20 protein-coding genes are annotated in these 19,588 nt (G+C 63.9%); 15 read left to right on the forward strand and 5 right to left on the reverse strand.

Going from position 1 to position 19,588, the window contains the following annotated elements:
- Positions 1 to 71: 71 nt before the first annotated feature.
- The 3 genes from ACXAEH_RS17695 to rlmH all read left to right on the forward strand — a co-directional run bounded on the left by ACXAEH_RS17695 (position 72) and on the right by rlmH (position 2,548).
- Positions 72 to 1,445, forward strand: coding sequence for a mechanosensitive ion channel family protein (locus ACXAEH_RS17695; RefSeq protein WP_475034621.1), 1,374 nt, complete (start codon positions 72 to 74; stop codon positions 1,443 to 1,445).
- A gap of 167 nt (positions 1,446 to 1,612) precedes the next feature.
- Positions 1,613 to 1,975 (forward strand): ribosome silencing factor, encoded by a 363-nt coding sequence (rsfS, locus tag ACXAEH_RS17700; protein ID WP_475034623.1) that lies wholly within the window; start codon positions 1,613 to 1,615, stop codon positions 1,973 to 1,975.
- 102 nt (positions 1,976 to 2,077) lie between these two features.
- Positions 2,078 to 2,548, forward strand: coding sequence for a 23S rRNA (pseudouridine(1915)-N(3))-methyltransferase RlmH (rlmH, locus tag ACXAEH_RS17705; RefSeq protein ID WP_475034624.1), 471 nt, complete (start codon positions 2,078 to 2,080; stop codon positions 2,546 to 2,548).
- Positions 2,549 to 2,585: 37 nt separating this feature from the next.
- Here rlmH and ACXAEH_RS17710 read toward each other — a convergent pair whose 3' ends face one another.
- Both ACXAEH_RS17710 and ACXAEH_RS17715 read right to left on the reverse strand, forming a co-directional pair.
- Complete coding sequence (locus ACXAEH_RS17710) at positions 2,586 to 2,939, reverse strand: hypothetical protein (RefSeq protein WP_475034625.1); 354 nt, start codon at positions 2,937 to 2,939, stop codon at positions 2,586 to 2,588.
- 35 nt (positions 2,940 to 2,974) lie between these two features.
- A complete protein-coding gene (locus ACXAEH_RS17715) occupies positions 2,975 to 3,697 on the reverse strand; it encodes a DUF599 domain-containing protein (RefSeq protein WP_475034626.1) in 723 nt (240 codons plus the stop codon).
- Between the two features lie 80 nt (positions 3,698 to 3,777).
- Between ACXAEH_RS17715 and ACXAEH_RS17720 the strand changes: the two genes are divergently transcribed.
- From ACXAEH_RS17720 to ACXAEH_RS17750, 7 genes are all read left to right on the forward strand, one after another.
- The gene (locus tag ACXAEH_RS17720) at positions 3,778 to 5,226 is read left to right on the forward strand and encodes an FAD-linked oxidase C-terminal domain-containing protein (RefSeq protein WP_475034628.1); all 1,449 of its coding nucleotides are present in this window, start codon (positions 3,778 to 3,780) and stop codon (positions 5,224 to 5,226) included.
- A gap of 53 nt (positions 5,227 to 5,279) precedes the next feature.
- Positions 5,280 to 6,377: an FAD-binding protein gene (locus tag ACXAEH_RS17725; protein ID WP_475034629.1), complete on the forward strand. Its 1,098-nt coding sequence runs from the start codon at positions 5,280 to 5,282 to the stop codon at positions 6,375 to 6,377.
- A 3-nt stretch (positions 6,378 to 6,380) separates the two neighbouring features.
- A complete protein-coding gene (gene glcF, locus ACXAEH_RS17730) occupies positions 6,381 to 7,703 on the forward strand; it encodes a glycolate oxidase subunit GlcF (protein ID WP_475034630.1) in 1,323 nt (440 codons plus the stop codon).
- A 111-nt stretch (positions 7,704 to 7,814) separates the two neighbouring features.
- Positions 7,815 to 8,624 (forward strand): trypsin-like serine peptidase, encoded by an 810-nt coding sequence (locus ACXAEH_RS17735; protein WP_475034632.1) that lies wholly within the window; start codon positions 7,815 to 7,817, stop codon positions 8,622 to 8,624.
- Positions 8,621 to 9,436: a trypsin-like serine peptidase gene (locus tag ACXAEH_RS17740; protein WP_475034633.1), complete on the forward strand. Its 816-nt coding sequence runs from the start codon at positions 8,621 to 8,623 to the stop codon at positions 9,434 to 9,436. Before ACXAEH_RS17735 ends, ACXAEH_RS17740 begins: the two co-directional genes overlap by 4 nt.
- Before the next feature lie 132 nt (positions 9,437 to 9,568).
- Positions 9,569 to 10,033 carry an Hsp20 family protein gene (locus ACXAEH_RS17745; protein ID WP_475034634.1) on the forward strand — a complete coding sequence of 155 codons (465 nt, stop codon included), beginning with the start codon at positions 9,569 to 9,571 and terminating at the stop codon, positions 10,031 to 10,033.
- 227 nt (positions 10,034 to 10,260) lie between these two features.
- On the forward strand, positions 10,261 to 10,659 hold the full coding sequence (locus tag ACXAEH_RS17750) for a globin domain-containing protein (protein WP_475034635.1): 399 nt from the start codon (positions 10,261 to 10,263) through the stop codon (positions 10,657 to 10,659).
- Positions 10,660 to 10,677: 18 nt separating this feature from the next.
- On the opposite strand, the gene ACXAEH_RS17755 is transcribed toward ACXAEH_RS17750, so the two are convergent.
- Positions 10,678 to 12,150, reverse strand: a complete 1,473-nt coding sequence (locus ACXAEH_RS17755; protein WP_475034637.1) for an NAD-dependent succinate-semialdehyde dehydrogenase — start codon at positions 12,148 to 12,150, stop codon at positions 10,678 to 10,680.
- Positions 12,151 to 12,347: 197 nt separating this feature from the next.
- Here ACXAEH_RS17755 and ACXAEH_RS17760 point away from each other — a divergent pair, with 197 nt between their 5' ends.
- Positions 12,348 to 13,133 carry an alpha/beta hydrolase gene (locus ACXAEH_RS17760; protein WP_475034638.1) on the forward strand — a complete coding sequence of 262 codons (786 nt, stop codon included), beginning with the start codon at positions 12,348 to 12,350 and terminating at the stop codon, positions 13,131 to 13,133.
- 190 nt (positions 13,134 to 13,323) lie between these two features.
- Positions 13,324 to 14,532 carry an aminopeptidase P family protein gene (locus ACXAEH_RS17765; RefSeq protein ID WP_475034640.1) on the forward strand — a complete coding sequence of 403 codons (1,209 nt, stop codon included), beginning with the start codon at positions 13,324 to 13,326 and terminating at the stop codon, positions 14,530 to 14,532.
- A gap of 93 nt (positions 14,533 to 14,625) precedes the next feature.
- Here the strand turns inward: ACXAEH_RS17765 and ACXAEH_RS17770 are convergent, their stop codons facing one another.
- Positions 14,626 to 15,099, reverse strand: coding sequence for a phosphoribosyl-AMP cyclohydrolase (locus tag ACXAEH_RS17770; protein ID WP_475034641.1), 474 nt, complete (start codon positions 15,097 to 15,099; stop codon positions 14,626 to 14,628).
- A gap of 180 nt (positions 15,100 to 15,279) precedes the next feature.
- The gene (locus ACXAEH_RS17775; protein WP_475034642.1) at positions 15,280 to 16,512 is read right to left on the reverse strand and encodes a class I SAM-dependent methyltransferase; all 1,233 of its coding nucleotides are present in this window, start codon (positions 16,510 to 16,512) and stop codon (positions 15,280 to 15,282) included.
- Between the two features lie 268 nt (positions 16,513 to 16,780).
- Here ACXAEH_RS17775 and ACXAEH_RS17780 point away from each other — a divergent pair, with 268 nt between their 5' ends.
- The 3 genes from ACXAEH_RS17780 (at position 16,781) to ACXAEH_RS17790 (ending at position 19,512) form a co-directional block, all read left to right on the forward strand.
- A complete protein-coding gene (locus ACXAEH_RS17780) occupies positions 16,781 to 17,527 on the forward strand; it encodes a CDP-alcohol phosphatidyltransferase family protein (protein ID WP_475035620.1) in 747 nt (248 codons plus the stop codon).
- A gap of 26 nt (positions 17,528 to 17,553) precedes the next feature.
- Positions 17,554 to 18,177 carry a class I SAM-dependent methyltransferase gene (locus ACXAEH_RS17785; RefSeq protein ID WP_475034644.1) on the forward strand — a complete coding sequence of 208 codons (624 nt, stop codon included), beginning with the start codon at positions 17,554 to 17,556 and terminating at the stop codon, positions 18,175 to 18,177.
- A 252-nt stretch (positions 18,178 to 18,429) separates the two neighbouring features.
- Positions 18,430 to 19,512, forward strand: a complete 1,083-nt coding sequence (locus ACXAEH_RS17790; RefSeq protein WP_475034645.1) for a hypothetical protein — start codon at positions 18,430 to 18,432, stop codon at positions 19,510 to 19,512.
- Positions 19,513 to 19,588 lie beyond the last annotated feature (76 nt).

Below are 19,588 nucleotides of genomic sequence, written 5' to 3' on the forward strand. Positions count from 1 at the left end.
CCTGACGATCTTTCCGGCGCGGCTTGATCGAAACGCGGCTGGGCGGCAGACTGCTTTGAAAAGGGGGCGTGATGGAGCAGGAAGAGACCCAACAGACAGACGCGCTGGCGGAAAGCACCGCCGAGGCGCTGGAATTCGGCCAGCGGATCTGGGAGCTGGCAGCCCAGGGCGGCGAGATGCTGATGCGGCCCTGGAACGCCTATCAGGTCGGCATCGCCTTTGCCGTCTTCGTACTGGCAACCCTCCTTGCCCGGCCGCTGGGGCGGGCCTACCACGACTGGCTGCGCAGCCGCAGCGGCTGGCCGCGCTGGCGGATGCGGGTGGCGCTGGTGCTGCACAAGCGGATCCGCGCCATCCTGTTCGTGGTGCTGATCTGGGCCGTAGTGCTGATCATGCAGGAGGCCACCTGGCCCAGCCGCTCCCGCGTCCTGATGGTGATCGCCAACCTGTCGCTGGCCTGGCTGATCGTCGCCTTTGCCACCCGCCTTGTCAGCAACGCGCTGCTGCGCAACCTGGTGAAATACGGCGCCTGGACCTGGATCACCCTGCGCATCCTCGGCATCACCGCCGAGGCAGAAGACCTGCTGAACAGCGTCGCAATTGACTTCGGCGACCTGCGGATCTCGCTGCTTCTGGTGCTGCAGGCGATTGTGATCCTGGGGCTGATGCTGACGCTGGCGCGGCTGGTCTCCGCCGCCGCCGCCAACCGGATCCGCAACAACCCCGAAATATCCCCCTCGATGCAGGTGCTGGGGGCCAAGCTGGCGCAGATCCTGTTCTACAGCGCTGCCTTCTTTATCGGGCTCAAGGCGATCGGCATCGACCTCACCGGCCTGGCGGTGCTCTCCGGCGCAATCGGCGTCGGCCTCGGCTTCGGCCTGCAAAAGGTGGTGTCCAACCTGGTCTCCGGCCTCATCATCCTGTTGGACAAGTCGATCAAGCCCGGCGACGTGATCTCGCTCGGCGACACCTTCGGCTGGATCAACGCGCTGGGCGCCCGCTATGTCTCGGTGGTCACCCGCGACGGGCGCGAGTATCTGATTCCAAACGAGGATCTTATCACCTCGCAGGTGGTGAACTGGTCGCATTCCGACAAATACGTGCGCCTCGACCTGCGGTTCGGCACCGGCTACGGCGACGATCCTCACAAGGTGCGCAGGATCGCCATCGAGGCCGCCGCCGCCGTCGACCGGGTGCTCAGCTCTGCGGGCAAGAAACCGGTCTGCCACGTCACCGGCTTCGGCGACAGCAGCGTCGATTACGTGCTGCGGATCTGGATCGACGACCCCACCGGCGGCCTCACCAATATCCGCGGCGCCGTCTTCCTGGCACTCTGGGATGCGTTCCAGGCCGAAGGCATTTCGATCCCCTTCCCGCAGCGCGAAGTGCGGATGCTCAACGACCCGCTGCCGGTCAGGGTTGCACCTGCCGGCAATGGCGGATAAAGCACAGGCTTGGATTCGCCAAGGCGGGGTTTCATTGAAAATTTACCCCTTGGTTGCTACATTATTAACAGGCCCGGCGCCGGGGCTTGGCGGCGCGTTGTAAGGAGGACTATGTCCTGTCACCCGTACCTCAAGCGGCAGATGCCGCTGTTAATGGGGCAGCCGTGATGGCTTCCCAGTCCCAGCCCACCAGCGAACAGCTGCTGGAGCGGATTCTCTCCTCACTCAGCGATGACAAAGCGGAAGATGTCGTGCAGATCGACCTGCGCGGCAAGACCGAGATCGGCGATTACATGGTGATCGCCTCCGGCCGTTCGACCCGTCAGGTCGCCGCCATGTCGGAAAAGCTGATGGACCGCCTGAAACAGGATTACGGCCTCATCTGCAAGACCGAGGGCAAAGGCGCCGGCGACTGGGTGCTGATCGACAGCGGCGATGTGATCGTCCACCTGTTCCGCCCGGAAGTGCGCGAGTTCTATCAGCTCGAGAAAATGTGGATGCCTGCAGGCTCCACCGCTGCCGAAGGCTGAGACCAGCCTGAGCTGGGACTGATTTGATGCAGGCCCGCGCCTGGGTGCGGGCCGGATTGCTTCAGGCCTGAATACAACAGGCCGGATTGCTTCGGAAATTTCATGCGTCTGCATATCTGTGCGGCCGGGCGCCTGCGCTCTGGTCCGGAAAAATCTCTCATCGACGACTACCTCACCCGCTTTGACCGCACCGGCCGGGCGCTGGGGCTGGGGCCTGCACGGGTGGTGGAGATCGAGGACAAGAAAAACGGCGGCATGGCCGCCGAGGCTGCATTGCTGCGCAAGGCGCTGCCCAAGGGCGCGGTGATCTGCACCCTGGATGAGCGCGGCAAGGTGATCTCCTCCCCGGATTTTGCGGACAAGCTGGCTGGCTGGCGCGACAGCGGCCGCCAGGACCTGGCGCTGATCATCGGCGGCGCCGACGGGATTGACCCCGGCTTGCGGGCCGAGGCCGATTTCTCGATCTCCTTCGGCAAGATGGTCTGGCCGCATATGCTGGTGCGGGTGATGCTGGCCGAGCAGATTTACCGCGCCGCCACCATTCTGGCCGGGAGCCCGTATCACAGGGTGTAAATGCGCCTGCGGCGCGAGTATTTCTAGAAAGATGAAATCAGGGCAGGGTGAGGGTGTAGAGTGCCTCGCTCCAGCCGTCGACCAGGCACCGCGCCTGGATTTGCACGCTTGCGGTGCCCTCCGGGATCTGCACGCCGCTGAGCGAGCGGGTGAAGGGCTGTTCGTGCTCATGCGGATGCGCCAGCACGCGCAGGCCCAGTTCCTTGCCGTCCATGTCCAGCACCCGCCAGCCGTCGGCGTAATGCTCCCAGCCGGTATCGGGGTGCGAAAGCGTGACGCTGAAAGTCCAGCTGCTGCCGGACTGGCGGGCGGTGGCGTTCTCGATCACCGGTTCCTCGGCAAAAGCGGGGGCAGCCATGGCGATCGCAAGAGGCAGGAGAAGCTGTTTCATGCCGCCACCATATCCGTGCAAGACCGCAGGCACAGTCACGAAACCGTGTCCCCCTGGCTGTCTGGCGGGATGCGCAGCAGGATGGTGCGGGAGTGCGAGGCGAACTCGCGCCGGTAGAGTACTGCAAAGGTGATCAGCACGGCCCCGGCCAGGGCTGCGGCACCCGCCAGCCAGGCCACCGCAGCCAGCGCGAAATAGGTTGCCCGCATGCCACGGTTGAAACTGCGCGCAGCGGTGATGCTGATCTCAGCGGCCTGCGCCGCGCGCGGAAAGGCCAGCGCGTCGCCGGGATCATTCGGCACCGCCGCCATCAGCACCGAGCAATAGCCGAACAGCCGGTGCGCCCAGACGTATTTCAGGAACGCATTGGACAGGAACAGCAGCACCACCAGAATTTTCACCTCCCAGACAAAGGCCGGGGCGCTGTCTTGGATCAGGTCCTGGGCCACGCCTGCCAGCTGCTCTGTATTGCCGATCAGCGCTAGCCCGCCGCCGATGGCGATCATCGAGGCGGAGGCGAAAAACGCCGTGCCCTGACGCAAGTTGCCAATGAGTTGCGCATCAAAGATCCGTGGGTCGCGTTCCACCATCTGCTTCATCCAGTCGCGCCGGAAATCCGCCATCAGCCAGGATACTGATGGTTTGCCTGCAGGCGGATTCTCGATGCGCCAGCCGATCCACAGCCAGGCAGCAATCAGCAGGGCAAGGGCAGCAAGGTCAAAGAGGGAAAACTGGGTCAAACGGTCGAGCCAAATCATGGCCCGACCCTAGCGCGGCAATCCGCCTCTTGCCAGGTGGGATAAATTGGTAATATTATTTTACCAAAGAGGAGAGTCCGATGCAGATGCCATCCCCGAACCCCGCCATTCTGGCCCGCAAAGCGTCGCTTGCGGCGCGGCTGCTGACAGTGCTGCCGCCGGATGCGGTCATTCAGGACGAGATGGAAACCCGGGCTTATGAATGCGATGCACTGACTGCGTATAAATGCCCGCCGCTGCTGGCGGTGCTGCCGCGAACCACGCAGGAGGTCTCGGACATCCTGCGCATCTGCCATGAGGAGGGCGTGCCGGTGGTGCCGCGCGGTGCGGGGACTTCGCTGGCAGGCGGCGCGCTGCCGACCGCGGATTGCGTGATCCTGGGTGTGGCGCGGATGAACGGGGTGCTGGAGACGGATTACGAAAACCGCATCATCCGGGTGCAGACCGGGCGCACCAACCTCAGCGTCTCCGGAGCGGTGGAAGAGGAAGAGTTCTTCTATGCGCCCGACCCCTCTTCGCAGCTCGCCTGCGCCATTGCCGGCAACATCGCGATGAACTCCGGCGGGGCGCATTGCCTGAAATACGGGGTCACCACCAACAACCTGCTGGGCGTCACCATGGTGATGATGGACGGCACCGTGGTGGAGATCGGCGGTGCGCATCTGGACGCCGGGGGCTTGGATCTCTTGGGCGTCATTTGCGGCAGCGAGGGGCAGCTGGGGGTAGTGACCGAGGCCACCCTGCGCATCCTGCGCAAGCCCGAGGGTGCACGCCCGGTTCTGATCGGCTATGACAGCAACGAAGTGGCCGGCGCCTGTGTGTCGGACATCATCAAGGCGGGCGTGCTGCCGGTGGCAATCGAGTTCATGGACCGCCCTTGCATCGAGGCCTGCGAGGCTTTTGCCAAGGCGGGCTACCCGATGTGCGAGGCGCTCTTGATCATCGAGGTCGAGGGCAGCGAGGCGGAAATCGCGCACCAGCTGGATCTGATCATAGACATCGCCAAGTCGCACAACCCGGTGGAACTGCGCGAGGCGGGCGATGCCGACGAGGCCGCCCGCATCTGGCTGGGACGCAAATCGGCCTTTGGTGCTATGGGGCAGATCAACGATTACATGTGCCTGGACGGCACCATTCCAGTATCCTCATTGCCGTTTGTGCTGCGCCGGATCGGCGAGATGAGCAAAGAGTTCGGGCTGGACGTGGCCAATGTGTTTCACGCGGGCGACGGCAATATGCATCCGCTGATCCTATTTGACGCCAACAAGCCCGGCGATCTGGAAACCTGCGAGGCTTTTGGCGCCGAGATCCTGAAGCTTTGCGTCGAGGCGGGCGGCTGCCTGACCGGTGAGCACGGGGTGGGGATCGAGAAGCGCGATCTGATGCTGCATCAGTACGGCGAGGCGGACCTGGAGGCGCAGCTGAAGGTCAAGGATGTGTTCGACCCCAAGTGGCTTTTGAACCCGGCCAAGGTGTTTCCGCTGTCTGTGACAGAGAGCCGCCGCGCCGTGGCGCTGGCGGCTGAGTGACCTTTGGGGGCTTGCCCCCAAACCCCCAGAGTATTTTTGGCAAGATGAAAATGATGACACCTCAGAGCGAGGCCGAATTGGCCGAAATCATCGCAGGCGCAAGCGGGCCGCTGTGCCTTCAGGGCGGCGGCAGCCGCGGCCTGGCAGTGGATGGCGAAGTCTTGAGCACGGCTGGCCTGACCGGTGTGGAGCTGTATGAACCCGGCGCGCTGACGCTGGTGGTCAAGGCGGGCACACCCGTTGCCGAAGTGGAGGCGCTGCTGGCCACGGAGAACCAGCAGCTGGCGTTCGAGCCGATGGACCACCGCGGGCTGCTGGGGATTGACGGCAAGCCGACCATTGGCGGAGTGATTGCCGCGGGAATCTCCGGCCCCCGGCGCATCCAGGCAGGTGCTGCGCGCGACCACCTGCTGGGGGTGCGTTTTGTGGATGGCTCCGGACAGGCGGTGAAGAACGGCGGCCGGGTGATGAAGAACGTCACTGGCTATGACCTGGTGAAGCTGATGTGCGGCGCTCATGGCACGCTGGGGGTGCTGACCGAGGTGTCTCTGAAAGTGCTGCCGCGGGCCGAAGCAATGGCCACGGTTGCAGTGGAGGGCCTGGGCTTGAGCCAGGCAGTGGCGGCGATGTCGGCGGCCTTGGGATCGCCTTATGACGTGACCGGCGCGGCCTATGACCCGGACAGGCAGACCGCCTATGTCCGGGTGGAAGGCTTTGCAGACTCGGTGGCCTACCGCAGCGGCAAACTGGCCGCGGAGCTTGCCAGTTACGGACCTGCGGGTATCGCAGAGGGCAGCGGCCCGCTGTGGCAGGGTATCCGCGATGTCGCTGCTTTCCATGGGAAGGACGGGGATGTCTGGGGGATCTCCGTGAAACCCTCCGATTCAGTGGCGCTGGCACCGCAGCTGCAGGCGGACGCGCTGCAATTCGATTGGGGCGGCGGCCTGATCTGGGCGCTGGTGCCTGAAGGCACCGACCTGCGCGCCCGGATCAATGTTCCAGGCCATGCCACGCTGGTGCGCGCCAGCGCCGGGACCCGCGCCAGCCTGGGTGTCTTCCAGCCGCAGCCCGCCCCGCTGGCCGCCATTTCCGAGGGGTTGCGCCGCCGGTTCGACCCGAAGGGCATCCTCAATCCGGGACTGATGGGGTAAGACATGCAGACCGCTTTCACAGATGAACAGCTGCAAGACCCGGGTACCAAACGCGCCAACGAGATCCTGCGCTCTTGCGTGCATTGCGGCTTTTGCACCGCCACGTGCCCCACCTATCAGGTGCTGGGAGACGAGCTCGACAGCCCCCGGGGCCGGATCTACCTGATCAAGGATATGCTTGAGAACAGCCGTGTGCCGGACGAGAAAACCGTCAAGCACATTGACCGCTGCCTCAGCTGCCTGGCCTGCATGACCACCTGCCCCTCAGGCGTGCATTACATGCATCTGGTGGACCATGCCCGCGCCTATATCGAGAAACACTATGACCGGCCCTGGAGCGACCGCGCCCTGCGCTGGCTCCTGGCGCGGATCCTGCCCTATCCAGCAAGGTTCCGGCTGGCGCTGATGGGGGCAAGGCTGGCGCGGCCTTTCAAGGGGCTGATGCCGGATGCGCGGCTCAGGGCGATGCTGGATATGGCGCCGAAAGCAATCCCGCCAGTCAGCCGCAACGACGATCCGCAAAGCTTTGCGCCTGCCGCACCGCAACGAAAACGCGTGGCGCTGATGACAGGCTGCGCGCAGAAGGCGCTGAACACCGATATCAATGACGCCACCATCCGTCTGCTGACCCGGCTGGGCTGCGAGGTGGTTGTGGCCAGGGGCGCAGGCTGCTGCGGCGCGCTCACTCATCACATGGGACGCGAGGAGGAAAGTCACGCCACCGCGGCCAGGAACATCCGCGCCTGGGCGGCAGAGATGGACGGGCAGGGGCTGGATGCGATTGTCATCAACACCTCCGGCTGCGGCACCACGGTCAAGGACTACGGGTATATGTTCCGCAATGAACCCCTGGCGGCAGACGCCGCGCGGGTGTCCGCCATTACAATGGACATCTCCGAACTGCTGATGCAGCTGGACCTGCCCGAAGGCGCGGACAAGGGGCTGACCGTGGCCTACCACGCCGCCTGTTCCCTGCAGCACGGCCAGCAGATCAAGACCCACCCCAAGACCCTGCTGAAACGCGCGGGCTTCAAGGTGGTGGAGCCCGCCGACAGCCATCTCTGCTGCGGCTCGGCCGGCACTTACAACCTGATGCAGCCGGAAATCTCGGCCCAGCTCAAGGACCGCAAGGTGAGGACCCTGGAGGCCAAGGCGCCCGACCTGATCGCTGCGGGCAATATCGGCTGCATGATGCAGATCGGCTCCGGCACCGAAGTGCCCATTGTGCACACGGTGGAGCTGCTGGACTGGGCCGCCGGGGGGCCGCAGCCGCCTGCGCTGACTGCACCCGGCAAGCGGGCGCCGGAGGTGCCCATCCTGCGCTGATACGGTCCAGGAGCGGCCTTGAAAGAATCGGGCTGCATAAACCGCGCGCTTGCCCTAATTTTGCCTGAACAAACGAATAACCTCCCACCCGGTGGATAAGAGGAGACGCATGTGAGGCAGTGGATTCTGGCAGGGCTGGCGGCATTGCTGCCGGTTGCGGCCGCAGCGCAGGACAGCCGGTTGCAGCGGATGGATTCGCTGGATGCGGGCCGCCAGTGGGAGGCCGTCGGGCGGCTGGATGTGAACGGCGAAGGCTTCTGCACCGGAGCGCTGATTGCCCCCGACCTGGTGCTGACCGCCGCCCATTGCCTTTATGACAGCCGCACCAAGGAGCGGATCGACCCCGCCACCATCGAATTCCTGGCCGGCTGGCGCAACGGCCGCGCCTCCGCCTACCGCTCGGTTCGCCGCGCGGTCGAGCATCCTTCTTATGTCTATGACGGCGAGCTGTCGACCGACCGGGTGCGCAACGACATCGCCCTGCTGCAGTTGCAGCGCCCGATCCGTAACACCACCGTAAAGCCCTTTGAGACCGACGCGCGCCCGCGCAAAGGCGCCAGCATCGGTGTGGTCTCTTATGCCCATGACCGCTCCGAGGCGCCGTCCTTGCAGGAAGTTTGCGCAGTGATGGCGCGCCAGCAAGGCGTGCTGGTGATGTCCTGCGATGTGGACTTCGGCTCCTCCGGCGCGCCGGTGTTTTCCTTTGAGGGCGGCGAGCCGCGGATTGTCTCGGTGGTTTCCGCCAAGGCCGAGGTGAGCGGCGAGCGGGTCTCGCTTGGCTCCGCCCTGGCTGAAGAGCTGACGCTGCTGCAGGCGCAGCTGACCGGCGTTGCCACCGGCGGCCGGCTGCCGCCGGGCGTGGGCCGGGTGAAGGTGGGCGAGGGGCGCAGCTCCTCCGGTGCGAAGTTCATCCGGCAATGATGTTCCGCGCATTGATACTGGCCGTTGCCACCCTGGCGTACGCAGGCAGCGCAACGGCCCAGAACACCGGCCTCCGGCGCCTGACCGACCGCGATGACCTGTTCGGCTGGGAGGCGGTCGGAAGGCTGGAGCTGAACCGCCAGGGCTTCTGCACCGGCACGCTGATCGCGCCGGACCTGGTGCTGACTGCGGCCCATTGCGTTTACGACCGCAGCAACAGCCTGCGCCCGGCAGAGCAGATCACCTTCCGCGCCGGCCTGCGCGACGGCGTCGCCATTGCCGAGCGCCAGGCGCTGCAGATCGCCGCGCATCCGGGCTTCACCCCGGGGGGACGGCTCAACCTGGAAAACATCCGCCATGATGTGGCGCTGATCCGGCTGGCGGAACCGATCCTGAGCGGCGAGGCGGATGCCTTTGCGCTGCACTCGGGCCGGGACTACGGCAGCGACATCTCGGTCACCTCCTATGGCATGGGCCGGGCCGAGGCCCTGTCGCGCCAGCGCCAGTGCAATCTGATGGGCGAGCATCAGGATGTGCTGATGATCGACTGCAACGTCACTTTCGGCTCTTCGGGCGCGCCGGTGCTGTCGCAGGTGGGCGGGCGCGGGCGGATCCTGGCGCTGGTTTCCGGCGGCGGCGCGTATCAGGGCCGGCAGGTGGCCTTTGGCATGAAACTGCCGCAGCGCGTGGCCGAACTGAAGGCCCAGCTGCGCCGCAATCCGGTGGCGGCGCCGGACCGCCGGATCAAGCGGGTCCGGGTCGGCGGCGGCGCTTCTGCGGGCGGTGCGAAATTTGTCCGCGTGGGGGAGTGATCCCCCTCTTGAAGGCACATTTTCCTTTCCTATCTCGAGTGTATCCGGGCAGCCGCTGATTGGGGCCCGGTAAAAAACAGCCTGTCCCCGCGGGGAAGGTATCCTGAAATCGCTCATGAATGAGGATTGAAAATGCGTACGTTTGACTTTGCACCGCTGCACCGGGCCACCATCGGATTCGACCAGATCGCCAGCCTGATGGACCGCGCGCTGAGCGCCGATGCCGCGCAGCCAAGCTACCCGCCCTACAACATCGAAAAGACCGACGCTGACAGCTACCGCATCTCGATCGCTGTTGCCGGCTTTGCCGAGGACGACCTCAGCGTCGAAGTGAAGGAAAACGCGCTGGTGGTGGCCGCCAAGAAGGCAGAAGACGGCGAGGACCGATCCTTCCTGCACCGCGGTATCGCCACCCGCGCCTTTGAACGCCGTTTTACCCTGGCCGACCATGTCCGTGTGACCGGCGCCAGCCATGAAAACGGCATGCTGCATATCGATCTGCACCGCGAGGTGCCCGAGGCGCTGAAACCGCGCCGGATCGAAATCTCCTCCTCCCGCTCGAACCGGGCCGAGATCGAGGCCAAAGCGGTCAACTGATCCCTTCCGGCAAGGTTTGAGTGCTCGTGCCCCCTGGTTCTGCCGGGGGGCTTTTTCGTTTTGCCGGGGTGTCCCCGCGGGGACAGGTGCAGGCTTTGGTTGCGGTGGAAAGGAAATCTTAGGCTTTCAGGAGCACTCTGGGAACAGGTTTTCCCGCTCCGGTACTGCGTTGCGTGAACGCAATCAGGCGGTGTCCGGCGCGGTGGATGAGTAGCAGAGGCACGGTTATGGGACCTCAGGAAATTCATTCTGTTCAGCAAAGCTTCGCGGGTGTTTTTGCCCGCAAGGCAGACCTTGCCGAGCGGTTCTATGTGCACCTCTATACCCGCCTGCCGGAAGCGCGCCGCCTGTTCAGGAATGATTTCGTCAAGCAGAAAGCGATGCTGACCGCGATGGTGGCAGCCTGCGTCAAAAACCTGGATAACCGCCGCACGCTGGAGGATCTGGGGGCGCAATTGCTCAGGGTGCATGCGCATCTGGATCTTGGCGTGCGGGAGACCGAGGCGGCAAAGCGGTCCTTGATTGCCGCTTTGCGCGATGTTCTGGGGGCGGATCTGGACCCTGAGACCGAAGCCGCCTGGGGCCGTGCCATCAGCCTGGTGGCAGGCACGATGACACGGCACTGAAGTCTGGCAAGGGCCGGATCAGACCGACATGCAGATGTATTTCATCTCCAGATAATCCTCGATGCCGTGGTGGCTGCCTTCGCGGCCCAGGCCCGACTGCTTGACGCCGCCGAAGGGTGCCACCTCGGTGGAGATGATGCCGGTGTTGACGCCGACAATCCCGTATTCCAGCGCCTCGGCGACCTTGTACACGCGGCTGAGGTCCTTGGCGTAGAAATAGGACGCGAGGCCAAAGATGGTGTCATTGGCCATGGCGATAACCTCGTCCTCATCCTCGAACTTGAACAGCGGCGCCAGCGGGCCGAAGGTCTCGTCGGTGGCAAAGGCCATCTCCTGGGTTGCGCCCTTGACGATGGTCGGCTGGAAGAAGCTGCCGCCCAGTTCCGACGGGTTGCCGCCCAGGATCACTTCGCCGCCTTTGGAGGTCGCATCGGCGATATGCTCCTGCACCTTTTCGACCGCTTCCATGTTGATCAGCGGGCCGAAGTGGATGCCGTCCTTGAGGCCGTCGCCCACGTTCATCGCCTCGACCGCCGCTTTCAGCTTCTCCGCAAAAACATCGTAAACGCCGGCCTGCACGTAGATCCGGTTGGCGCAGACGCAGGTCTGGCCGTTGTTGCGGAACTTGCACATGATGGCGCCTTCGACGGCGGCGTCCAGGTCGGCGTCGTCAAACACGATGAAAGGCGCGTTGCCGCCCAGTTCCATCGAGCATTTCATCACCGTGTCGGCGGCCTGGCGCATCAGGATGCGGCCGACCTCGGTGGAGCCGGTGAAGGTCAGCTTGCGCACCGCGTCGTTCTCGCAGAATTCCTTGCCAATTTCAGACGCGCGCGACGAGGGCACCACGTTGAAGACGCCTGCGGGGATGCCTGCGCGCTCGGCCAGCACTGCCAGCACGGTGGCCGACAGCGGGGTCTCAGCCGCCGGGCGGGCGACAAAGGCGCAGCCTGCGGCCAGCGCCGGGCCTGCCTTGCGGGTGATCATCGCGTTGGGGAAGTTCCACGGTGTGATCGAGGCAGCAACGCCGATCGGCTGTTTCAGAACGGTGATGCGCTTGTCACGCTGGTGGCCGGGGATGGTCTCGCCGTAGATGCGCTTGGCCTCTTCCGCGAAGAATTCGATGAAGGAGGCGCCATAGGCGATCTCACCGCGCGATTCCGCCAGCGGCTTGCCCATTTCGGCGGTCAGGATCACGGCGAGATCTTCCTGGTTTGCCATCATCAGGTCGAACCACCTGCGCAGCACTGCGGCGCGCTCCTTGCCGGTCCATTTGGCCCATTCCTTTTGCGCGGCTTCCGCCTGGACGATGGCGCCCGCCACCTGGGCGCGGCTGATGTCGGCCATTTGGGCAATCACATCGCCGCGGGCCGGGTTGGAGACGTCAAAGGTGCTTTCGCCGTCAACAAACTGGCCGCCGATATAGCCGCGGGTCTCCAGCAGGCTGGGGTCTTTGAGCAGGGATTTCAGATCTGTGGTTGCGTCGAGCATTGCGGGCCTCCCGGGTGTTCTGTCGCTGGAATGCAAAGCAGTTGTGCCTAAATAAGTCCAGAAGGATTGATGAGTCCAGAATTTGATCAAATTTTCCGTTTGCCTATGCGGGCGCTGCATTTCTGCCGGGCAATTTGACATGCGCTGTGGCAGACTGTCAGGTAGCCGAAAATAAGAAACAACAGGGGAGATTGGGCATGGAATTGGATGATGCCTATGCCAACGGGGCCTATATCGAAAACGCAGAAAGCTACCCGCCGCGCTGGGCCGCTTCGGCGGAGGATTTCCGCAACAGCCTGCGTGAGCGTGCCCGGCTGGACATTCCCTATGGCGCGGGGGAGCGGCAGAGGTTTGACCTGTTCCTGCCGGAGGGTACGCCCAAGGGTGTTTTTGTCTTTGTGCATGGCGGCTATTGGCTGGCCTTCGACAAAAGCTCCTGGTCGCATCTGGCGCGCGGCGCGATTGCCCATGGCTGGGCGGTGGCGATGCCGTCCTATGACCTGTGCCCCGGGGTGCGGATTGCCGGTATCACCCGGCAGATCACCGCGGCGGTGACCCGTATTGCCGATGAGGTGGCGGGGCCGATTGCCCTGGCTGGCCATTCCGCGGGCGGCCATCTGGTGGCGCGGATGCTGGATAGGGCGCTGCTGCCTGCTGAGGTGGGCGCGCGGATCAAGACGGTGATTCCGATCTCGCCGCTGGCGGACCTGCGGCCGTTGCTGCGCACCTCGATGAACCAGAAGTTCAAGATGGATTCGGCGGCTGCTATTGCCGAAAGCCCGGTGGATATGACGGACCGCTACTCGGCAGAGGTCACGGTCTGGGTCGGCGGCGAGGAACGGCCGGCGTTCCTGGATCAGGCGATCTGGCTGGTGGAGGCCTGGGAGACGGATCACGTCATCGCCTTTGGCAAGCACCATTTCAATGTGATCGATCCCTTGGCGGATCCGGACAGCGATCTGGTGGCGCTGATCGTGAATTGAGCGTGGAGCGGCGGGCGGAACCGCCCGCCCTGCGGGGCTGCTGCAAAAACTTCTTGCCAGAAGCCCGATTCCGCCCCATCTTTCGGCCAAGGGCCAGGCGATGGCGTCGCCGCATGGATCACATGCCGCCCTCAAAATCCAAAACCGTCCTGAACGCCGGGACCTTTCTTGTAAGAAGGAAGGGTCTGATATGACTTCACGTCCTGAAATGTACCGTTTTCACAATGGTGAGAAAGCGCCGCTGCAATTTGCCGTCTCTGAGTATGAGGCGCGGATCGCTGGCTTGCGCAAGATCATGGCCGACAAAGGGGTGAGCGCCGCGGTTTTCACCTCGATGCACAACATTTCCTACTACTCGGGCTTCACCTATTGTGCCTTTGGCCGCCCCTATGGCCTGGTGGTGACCGCAACCGAAGCCGTGACCATCTCGGCCGGTATCGATGCGGGCCAGCCTTGGCGCCGTTCGTTCTGCGACAACATCACCTACACCGACTGGCAGCGCGACAATTTCTGGCGTGCGATCAAGTCGGTTAGCGGCGAGGGCGCGGTTGTCGGCTATGAGAGCGACCACCTGACCCTGCTGCAGAAGGCCAAGCTTGAAGGCTTCCTGGCACCGTCCAAGCTGGTTGACCTTTACGAGCCGACCATGCGCCAGCGGATGGGCAAATCCGCGGCTGAGCTGGACATGATCCGCGCCGGTGCTGCTGTGGCCGACGTGGGCGGCTTTGCCATCCGCGATGCGGTCAAGGAAGGTGCGCGCGAGATCGACGTGGCGATGGCCGGCCGCGATGCGATGGAGCTGGAGATTGCCAAGCGGTTCCCGGATGCGGAGTACCGCGACACCTGGGTCTGGTTCCAGTCCGGCATCAACACCGACGGTGCCCACAACCCGGTCACCGGCCGCCGCTTGGAGCGCGGCGATATCCTGTCCTTGAATACTTTCCCCATGATTTCAGGCTATTACACGGCTTTGGAACGGACCATGTTCGTCAAGGAAGTGGACGCCGAGTCCCTGCGGATCTGGGAGGCCAATGTGGCGGCCCATGAGCTGGGTATCTCGCTGCTGAAACCGGGCGCAAGCTGTGCGGAAATCACCCATAAGATCAACGCCTTCTTTGAAGAACAGGATCTGCTGCAGTACCGCACCTTCGGCTATGGCCACTCTTTCGGGGTGCTGTCGCATTACTATGGCCGCGAGGCGGGGCTGGAGCTGCGCGAGGACATCGACACGGTGCTGGAGCCGGGCATGGTGATCTCGATGGAGCCGATGCTGACCATTGCCGATGGCCAGCCGGGGGCCGGCGGCTACCGGGAACATGACATCCTGATCATCCACGAGGATGGCAACGAGAACATCACCAAGTACCCCTACGGGCCTGAGTTCAACGTCGTTGGCTGAACCGGTCAGGGCATAACAAAACAGGGGGTGCCGCGCGTGCACCCCCTGTACACCCCCTGTGCACCGGCGGGGGCATCCGGTCACTTCTGCCGCTTACGGCTGATAGGGCAGGGACGAGTGGTGCAGCACGATGCGCAGTACGCCCTCGGCATCCTTTTTATAGCCAAAGCTCTTGTCGACCTTGGTGGCCTGGCCGTCTTTGTTGGTCAGAATGACCCAGCCCATCCACATGGCCACATCGCCCTCAATGAACTCAGCACAGGTGACGCTTTCCATCGACCGCCAGCCCTGAATTGCAAATCCGCCGTCCAGCGGGTATTCTTCCGAGTGTCCGCAAAAATAGGCCAAGGCGCCCTCTTTGGTCGGGCGGAAAGTTTGCTCGCCACTGGCCATAGTGGGTTTGAACAAGACGGGTCCCAGGCCGTAGCCATAATTCGAATCGAGATGGGCGCTGGCGACCTGGCGAGCCGCGTCAATGCCGCCATCTTCGAAGGCTTTTGAGATCGCTACCTTGCCATTCCCCCAGGCGGTGAGGGCTGCGTCGATTTCGGTAGAGGTGATTGGCATCCTGTCGTCCTTCCAATATCCGCTGCCGCCCGGAAAGGCGGCAGGTTGTACAATCTGTTCGCAGGCCGTGTGATACCGCGAATTGAAGCGCTGATCGACAGGGATTTTCGTCGCGGGTTTCGAGGGGGAATAACAGCCTGGCGGCCGCTGCCCGGCGTGAGCAGCGGCCGCCAGCTAAGACTAGTGATGCGCGTGGCTTGGGCTTTCGCCGCTGCCAGCCTCGGCCGGGGTCCAGGCCGGGTCCGCGGGGGCGGCGGTGCTGCCACTGCCGCGCTGCAGCCGGCCTGCGTTCCAGGCCCCGGTCATCCAGAGCGCGGCCTGGTCCGCCTCTGCCGCGCCGAACGTCCAATCGTGCACGGCCAGGCTGAGCTGCGATGCGTCATGCTGCGCGGTCACGGCCAGGCGGTCCCCGGCGGAGACGGTTTCCGGTGTGTCCAGCAGGAAGGCTGTGCGCCCCCAATGGCCGCCGTCCCCAGGCCCGTTGGAGACCAGAATGCCGGGCGCCAGCTCCATCTCGAAGCTGACAAAGACCGCATGGGCGGTGCCGGAGGCAGTGCAGGCAAGATCCCGGGCCGCGCGCGCCGGGCTGATGTCCGGGCGGGTGAAGTCGAAGCTGAACAGGGGCTCTGCCGGGCCCAGCGGCCGCAGCCCGCAGGCTGCCAGGTCGTTGGGCGTGATCTGGGCAACGGTGGCAAAGCGGTGAAAGGCGCTGAGGTCGAACCCCTCAGCCTGCTGCGGGCGCCAGAGGTCCAGGAGCCTGGGGCTTTCTGCCAGCCGGGCCATCAGCCTGCCGCGCTCGGGAATGGCGCGCGCGCCTGGCTTGGCAAGCGCGGACATGGCATGGGTGAGCGTTGCCAGCGCGCCTTCGCCGAGCAGCACGGTATCGACGATTTCCGAGACCACCACGTCCGCTTGCTCCGGGATGTCCTCGCCCACGATGATCTCATGCGACCATTTCGGGATCACCGTGATCCGGCCGCTGAGCCCGTTTTCCGCGATCACGCGGGTTGCGGCCTCAGCGATCAGCGGCTGCTGTTCGCAGGTGTAGACGTGTTTTGCCCCGGCCCGCGCCGCCAGCATCGCCGTCAGCCCGGCGCCGCAGCCGATGTCCAGGACAATGTCGCCCGGCCGGACCTTGGCGGCGATCGCTTCCGCATAGGCGCGGTTGCGCGCGGTGTCCGCCAGCATCGGGAAATGCCAGCGGGGGACAAAAGTCTGGTAAAGCCGTTCCCGCAGCACCTGCGCCTCGTGGTGGCCGGGGTCCAGGGCGAGAGCCTCGGAGAGAATCTGCGAAGTGCGCAGGCCGCCGTCCCCCAGAGGTTCCGACTTGGCCTGCTGGACGAGCTGGTCTGCGGTTTGCGGGTCTTTGTCGTGCCGGTCTTGAGCGGGCTTGGGCGATTGTCTGTCAGGCAACTGGAATTCTTCCTCAATTGAAGCAAATGCGATTGACCTGCATATTCTGTGCCCCCCGCTAAGATATCGTAAACCGCAAGGTCGGCCTGTGCCGGGGATGCTTACCCCTGGCCGCCGGGCTGCCTGCGCGCGGGGGCAGGCGTTGCGCCGGGGCGGGTCTTGGGGCATATGTGCGCCCAGCCCCGAAATTTGCCTCCTGGTGCCCAAGACCGCGGCGCGGGTCCGCGCGCCCATGAGTGCCGCCAGCGAGGAAGAAAGAGCCGCCGCCATGTATGACTCCCCGGAAAAGAAGAAGTCGGAATTCGCGCTGATCCAGCTGATGCCGAACATGATGACCATCGGCGCCATCTGCGCGGGGCTGACGGCGATCCGCTTTGCGGTCTACGGCAATTTCAAACTGGCGGTGATGATGATCATCCTGGCGGCGGTGCTGGACGGGCTGGACGGGCGGCTGGCCCGCGCCCTGCGCAGTGTCTCCAAGATGGGCGCCGAGCTGGATTCGCTGGCGGATTTCCTGAACTTCGGGGTGGCGACACCGCTGGTGATCTATCTTTGGGCCTTGCAGGACATGCGCGGCCTGGGCTGGATCTCGGTGCTGGTGTTCTCGGTCTGCTGCGTGGTGCGGCTGGCGCGGTTCAATGTTTCCGCCAAGTCGGAAGAAGAGGCGCCGAAGATCCGCAAGGGGTATTTCGAGGGCATCCCCTCGCCTGCCGGCGCCTTGCTGGCCCTGCTGCCGATGTTTGCCGCCTTTGCCTATGGCAGCAGCGGGACAGTGCTGCCGGAGCTGCTGATCTGCCTCAACATGGTGCTGGTGGGACTGGCAATGATCAGCCACATTCAGACCTGGTCGCCGAAAGCGATGAAAATCTCCCGCGAGCATGTTAAATATCTTCTGGTGGGCTTTGCCTTCATGGCTGCGGCACTGTTGACCTATGCATGGACGGTGCTGGTTGTGCTAAGCCTTGGCTACGTTGCGATGGTGATATGGGGGCTGGTGTCCAAGCCGCGGGGCTAGCCCGGGACGTCCAGGGGAGGGACGAATTGGATATCAAGGCAGTTGAAGACTCTTATGCGCGCTGGGCGCCGGTGTATGACAAGACCTTTGGCGCGGTGACGCGCTCGGGGCGGCGGCGGGCAACCCGCTATATCAATTCGCGCCAGGGCAAGGTGCTGGAGGTTGGCGTCGGCACCGGCCTGTCGTTGCAGCATTACGCGCCGCACCTGCAGGTGACCGGCATCGATTTCAGCCATGACATGCTGGAGAAGGCAGAGGCCAAGGTGCAGGAGATGCAGCTGGCCCAGGTCGAGGCGCTGCGGCAGATGGATGCGCGGCAGCTGGCGTTTCCGGACAACTCGTTCGATACCGTGGCGGCGATGCATGTGCTGTCGGTGGTGCCGGAGCCGGAACAGGTGATGCGCGAGATCGCGCGCGTCCTGAAGCCCGGCGGCAAGCTGGTGATCACCAACCACTTCAAGAGCGGCAAAGGGGTGCGGGCGTCGCTTGAGAAGATCTCGGCGCCCCTGGCCAATGTGATCGGCTGGCATTCGGATTTCGCGCTGGAGACGGTGCTGCAGGAGGACCGGCTGCAGGTCGAGCAGCAGGAGAGCATCCCGCCGTTCGGCATGATGACCTTTCTGGTGCTGGGCAAGCAGCAGACCATGTGACGCTTTGGCCGGGCAGGCTGGGGGTTTCACCCCCAGACCCCCAGAGTATTTGAACAAAGAAGAAATGCAGGGAGCCGCGGAAGGCGGCTGCGGAAACAGGAAGGCTCCGGGCAGGTTTTCCGGGGCTTTTCATTGTGCGGCCTCTCTGCAACAGTACTTAGGAACCGGGCGGAATTTGACCGCTCCGGGGATGTAAATTCATTTTACATCCCCATCTATGGATCAGTTATTTCAAGGGGAGGAACAGATACGATGAGTGTTTCCCAGTTCGAGAAAATGGTCGCCGAAAGCCAGGACAAGGTCCGGGAGTTGCAGGCCAAGATCGAAGCTTTGACCAGCCGGATCGAAAGCGCGCGCAGCAAGATCGAGGCGGGCGAGGATGCCAGCATCGACATCGAGAACGCAACGCTGGACGATGTGCATGCACATACCGAAGTGATGAACGCGAATATTGCCGAGCTGATCATGGGGCTCGATGATGTGACGGCGGCGTTCTCCAAGGATTTCGACGAGATGCGCTCGAAGACCGGCTGGGAGAGCTTTGTCGGCTTTTTCAGCAAGGGCAAATCGGACTCGATGCGCGAGGAGCGGATGCGCACCGCCAATATCGATGACAAGCTGCAGGACCTGATCGCCAAGTCGGATGTGATCGTGAAGCTGCTGGAAGGCCAGCTGGCGACGCTGGAAGAACAGCGCGAGAAGGTCCAGGAGAATCTGACCGCGACGCTGGATGACCGCGAATTCACCGTGCAGGAGCTGGAGGCGGTTCGGGCTGAGATTGTCGCGCTGGACCCGCAGATCATCGAGCTGGAGAACAAGATCTCGGTCGAGCAGGACGCCGCGGCGCGCACCAAGCTGGAGACCGAACTGGCGGAGCTGAATGCCAAATACAACGCGCTGGTGCAGGACGAGCAGGTGAAGCTGGCGAAATCCCAGACGCTGGAGCGTTATATCGAGAAAGGCAAGACCTGGGTCGACTCTCTGCAGAACCAGGCGGCGACGCAGATGGTGCTGATCAATAAGCTGCAGACAGATACGCAGCAGCGGGTGGTGCTGTATGATGCGCTGACCAAATCGCTGAAAACCGCGCAGCAGCAGGATATTGCCCACCGGATCAACGAGATCGGCGTGGCGACCGACAAGGAGGCCCAGACCGCGATGGCGGCGATCGGCACCGCGACCAACCAGAAGATGGCCGACATGCTGGAAGCCCATGAGGGCAACATGGTGTTTGCCCGCGACGTGCTGGAGAAGAAGGCCAAGGCCGACGAACGCTTTGCCCGCCGGTTCGCGGCGATTGTCGAGAAGCACGACAAGAACCTCTATGGGGGGTGAGGGTCTGGGCGCCCAACCTCCCCAATGCGCAACAGAGGACGGCGCCAGGCCGCGGGCGGAAGCGAAGCGCCCGCCC

The organism is Leisingera sp. ABM4_060, from assembly GCF_056158765.1.

Coding starts and splice junctions, on each gene's coding strand:
- ACXAEH_RS17755 (WP_475034637.1), bottom strand. CDS start 12,150: ATGCTCGACGCAACCACAGATCTGAAATCCCTGCTCAAAGACCCCAGC.
- rlmH (WP_475034624.1), top strand. CDS start 2,078: ATGCGTCTGCATATCTGTGCGGCCGGGCGCCTGCGCTCTGGTCCGGAA.
- ACXAEH_RS17790 (WP_475034645.1), top strand. CDS start 18,430: ATGAGTGTTTCCCAGTTCGAGAAAATGGTCGCCGAAAGCCAGGACAAG.
- glcF (WP_475034630.1), top strand. CDS start 6,381: ATGCAGACCGCTTTCACAGATGAACAGCTGCAAGACCCGGGTACCAAA.
- ACXAEH_RS17745 (WP_475034634.1), top strand. CDS start 9,569: ATGCGTACGTTTGACTTTGCACCGCTGCACCGGGCCACCATCGGATTC.
- ACXAEH_RS17695 (WP_475034621.1), top strand. CDS start 72: ATGGAGCAGGAAGAGACCCAACAGACAGACGCGCTGGCGGAAAGCACC.
- ACXAEH_RS17720 (WP_475034628.1), top strand. CDS start 3,778: ATGCAGATGCCATCCCCGAACCCCGCCATTCTGGCCCGCAAAGCGTCG.
- ACXAEH_RS17780 (WP_475035620.1), top strand. CDS start 16,781: ATGTATGACTCCCCGGAAAAGAAGAAGTCGGAATTCGCGCTGATCCAG.
- ACXAEH_RS17760 (WP_475034638.1), top strand. CDS start 12,348: ATGGAATTGGATGATGCCTATGCCAACGGGGCCTATATCGAAAACGCA.
- ACXAEH_RS17710 (WP_475034625.1), bottom strand. CDS start 2,939: ATGAAACAGCTTCTCCTGCCTCTTGCGATCGCCATGGCTGCCCCCGCT.
- ACXAEH_RS17725 (WP_475034629.1), top strand. CDS start 5,280: ATGACACCTCAGAGCGAGGCCGAATTGGCCGAAATCATCGCAGGCGCA.
- ACXAEH_RS17715 (WP_475034626.1), bottom strand. CDS start 3,697: ATGATTTGGCTCGACCGTTTGACCCAGTTTTCCCTCTTTGACCTTGCT.
- ACXAEH_RS17765 (WP_475034640.1), top strand. CDS start 13,324: ATGACTTCACGTCCTGAAATGTACCGTTTTCACAATGGTGAGAAAGCG.
- ACXAEH_RS17750 (WP_475034635.1), top strand. CDS start 10,261: ATGGGACCTCAGGAAATTCATTCTGTTCAGCAAAGCTTCGCGGGTGTT.
- ACXAEH_RS17740 (WP_475034633.1), top strand. CDS start 8,621: ATGATGTTCCGCGCATTGATACTGGCCGTTGCCACCCTGGCGTACGCA.
- ACXAEH_RS17770 (WP_475034641.1), bottom strand. CDS start 15,099: ATGCCAATCACCTCTACCGAAATCGACGCAGCCCTCACCGCCTGGGGG.
- rsfS (WP_475034623.1), top strand. CDS start 1,613: ATGGCTTCCCAGTCCCAGCCCACCAGCGAACAGCTGCTGGAGCGGATT.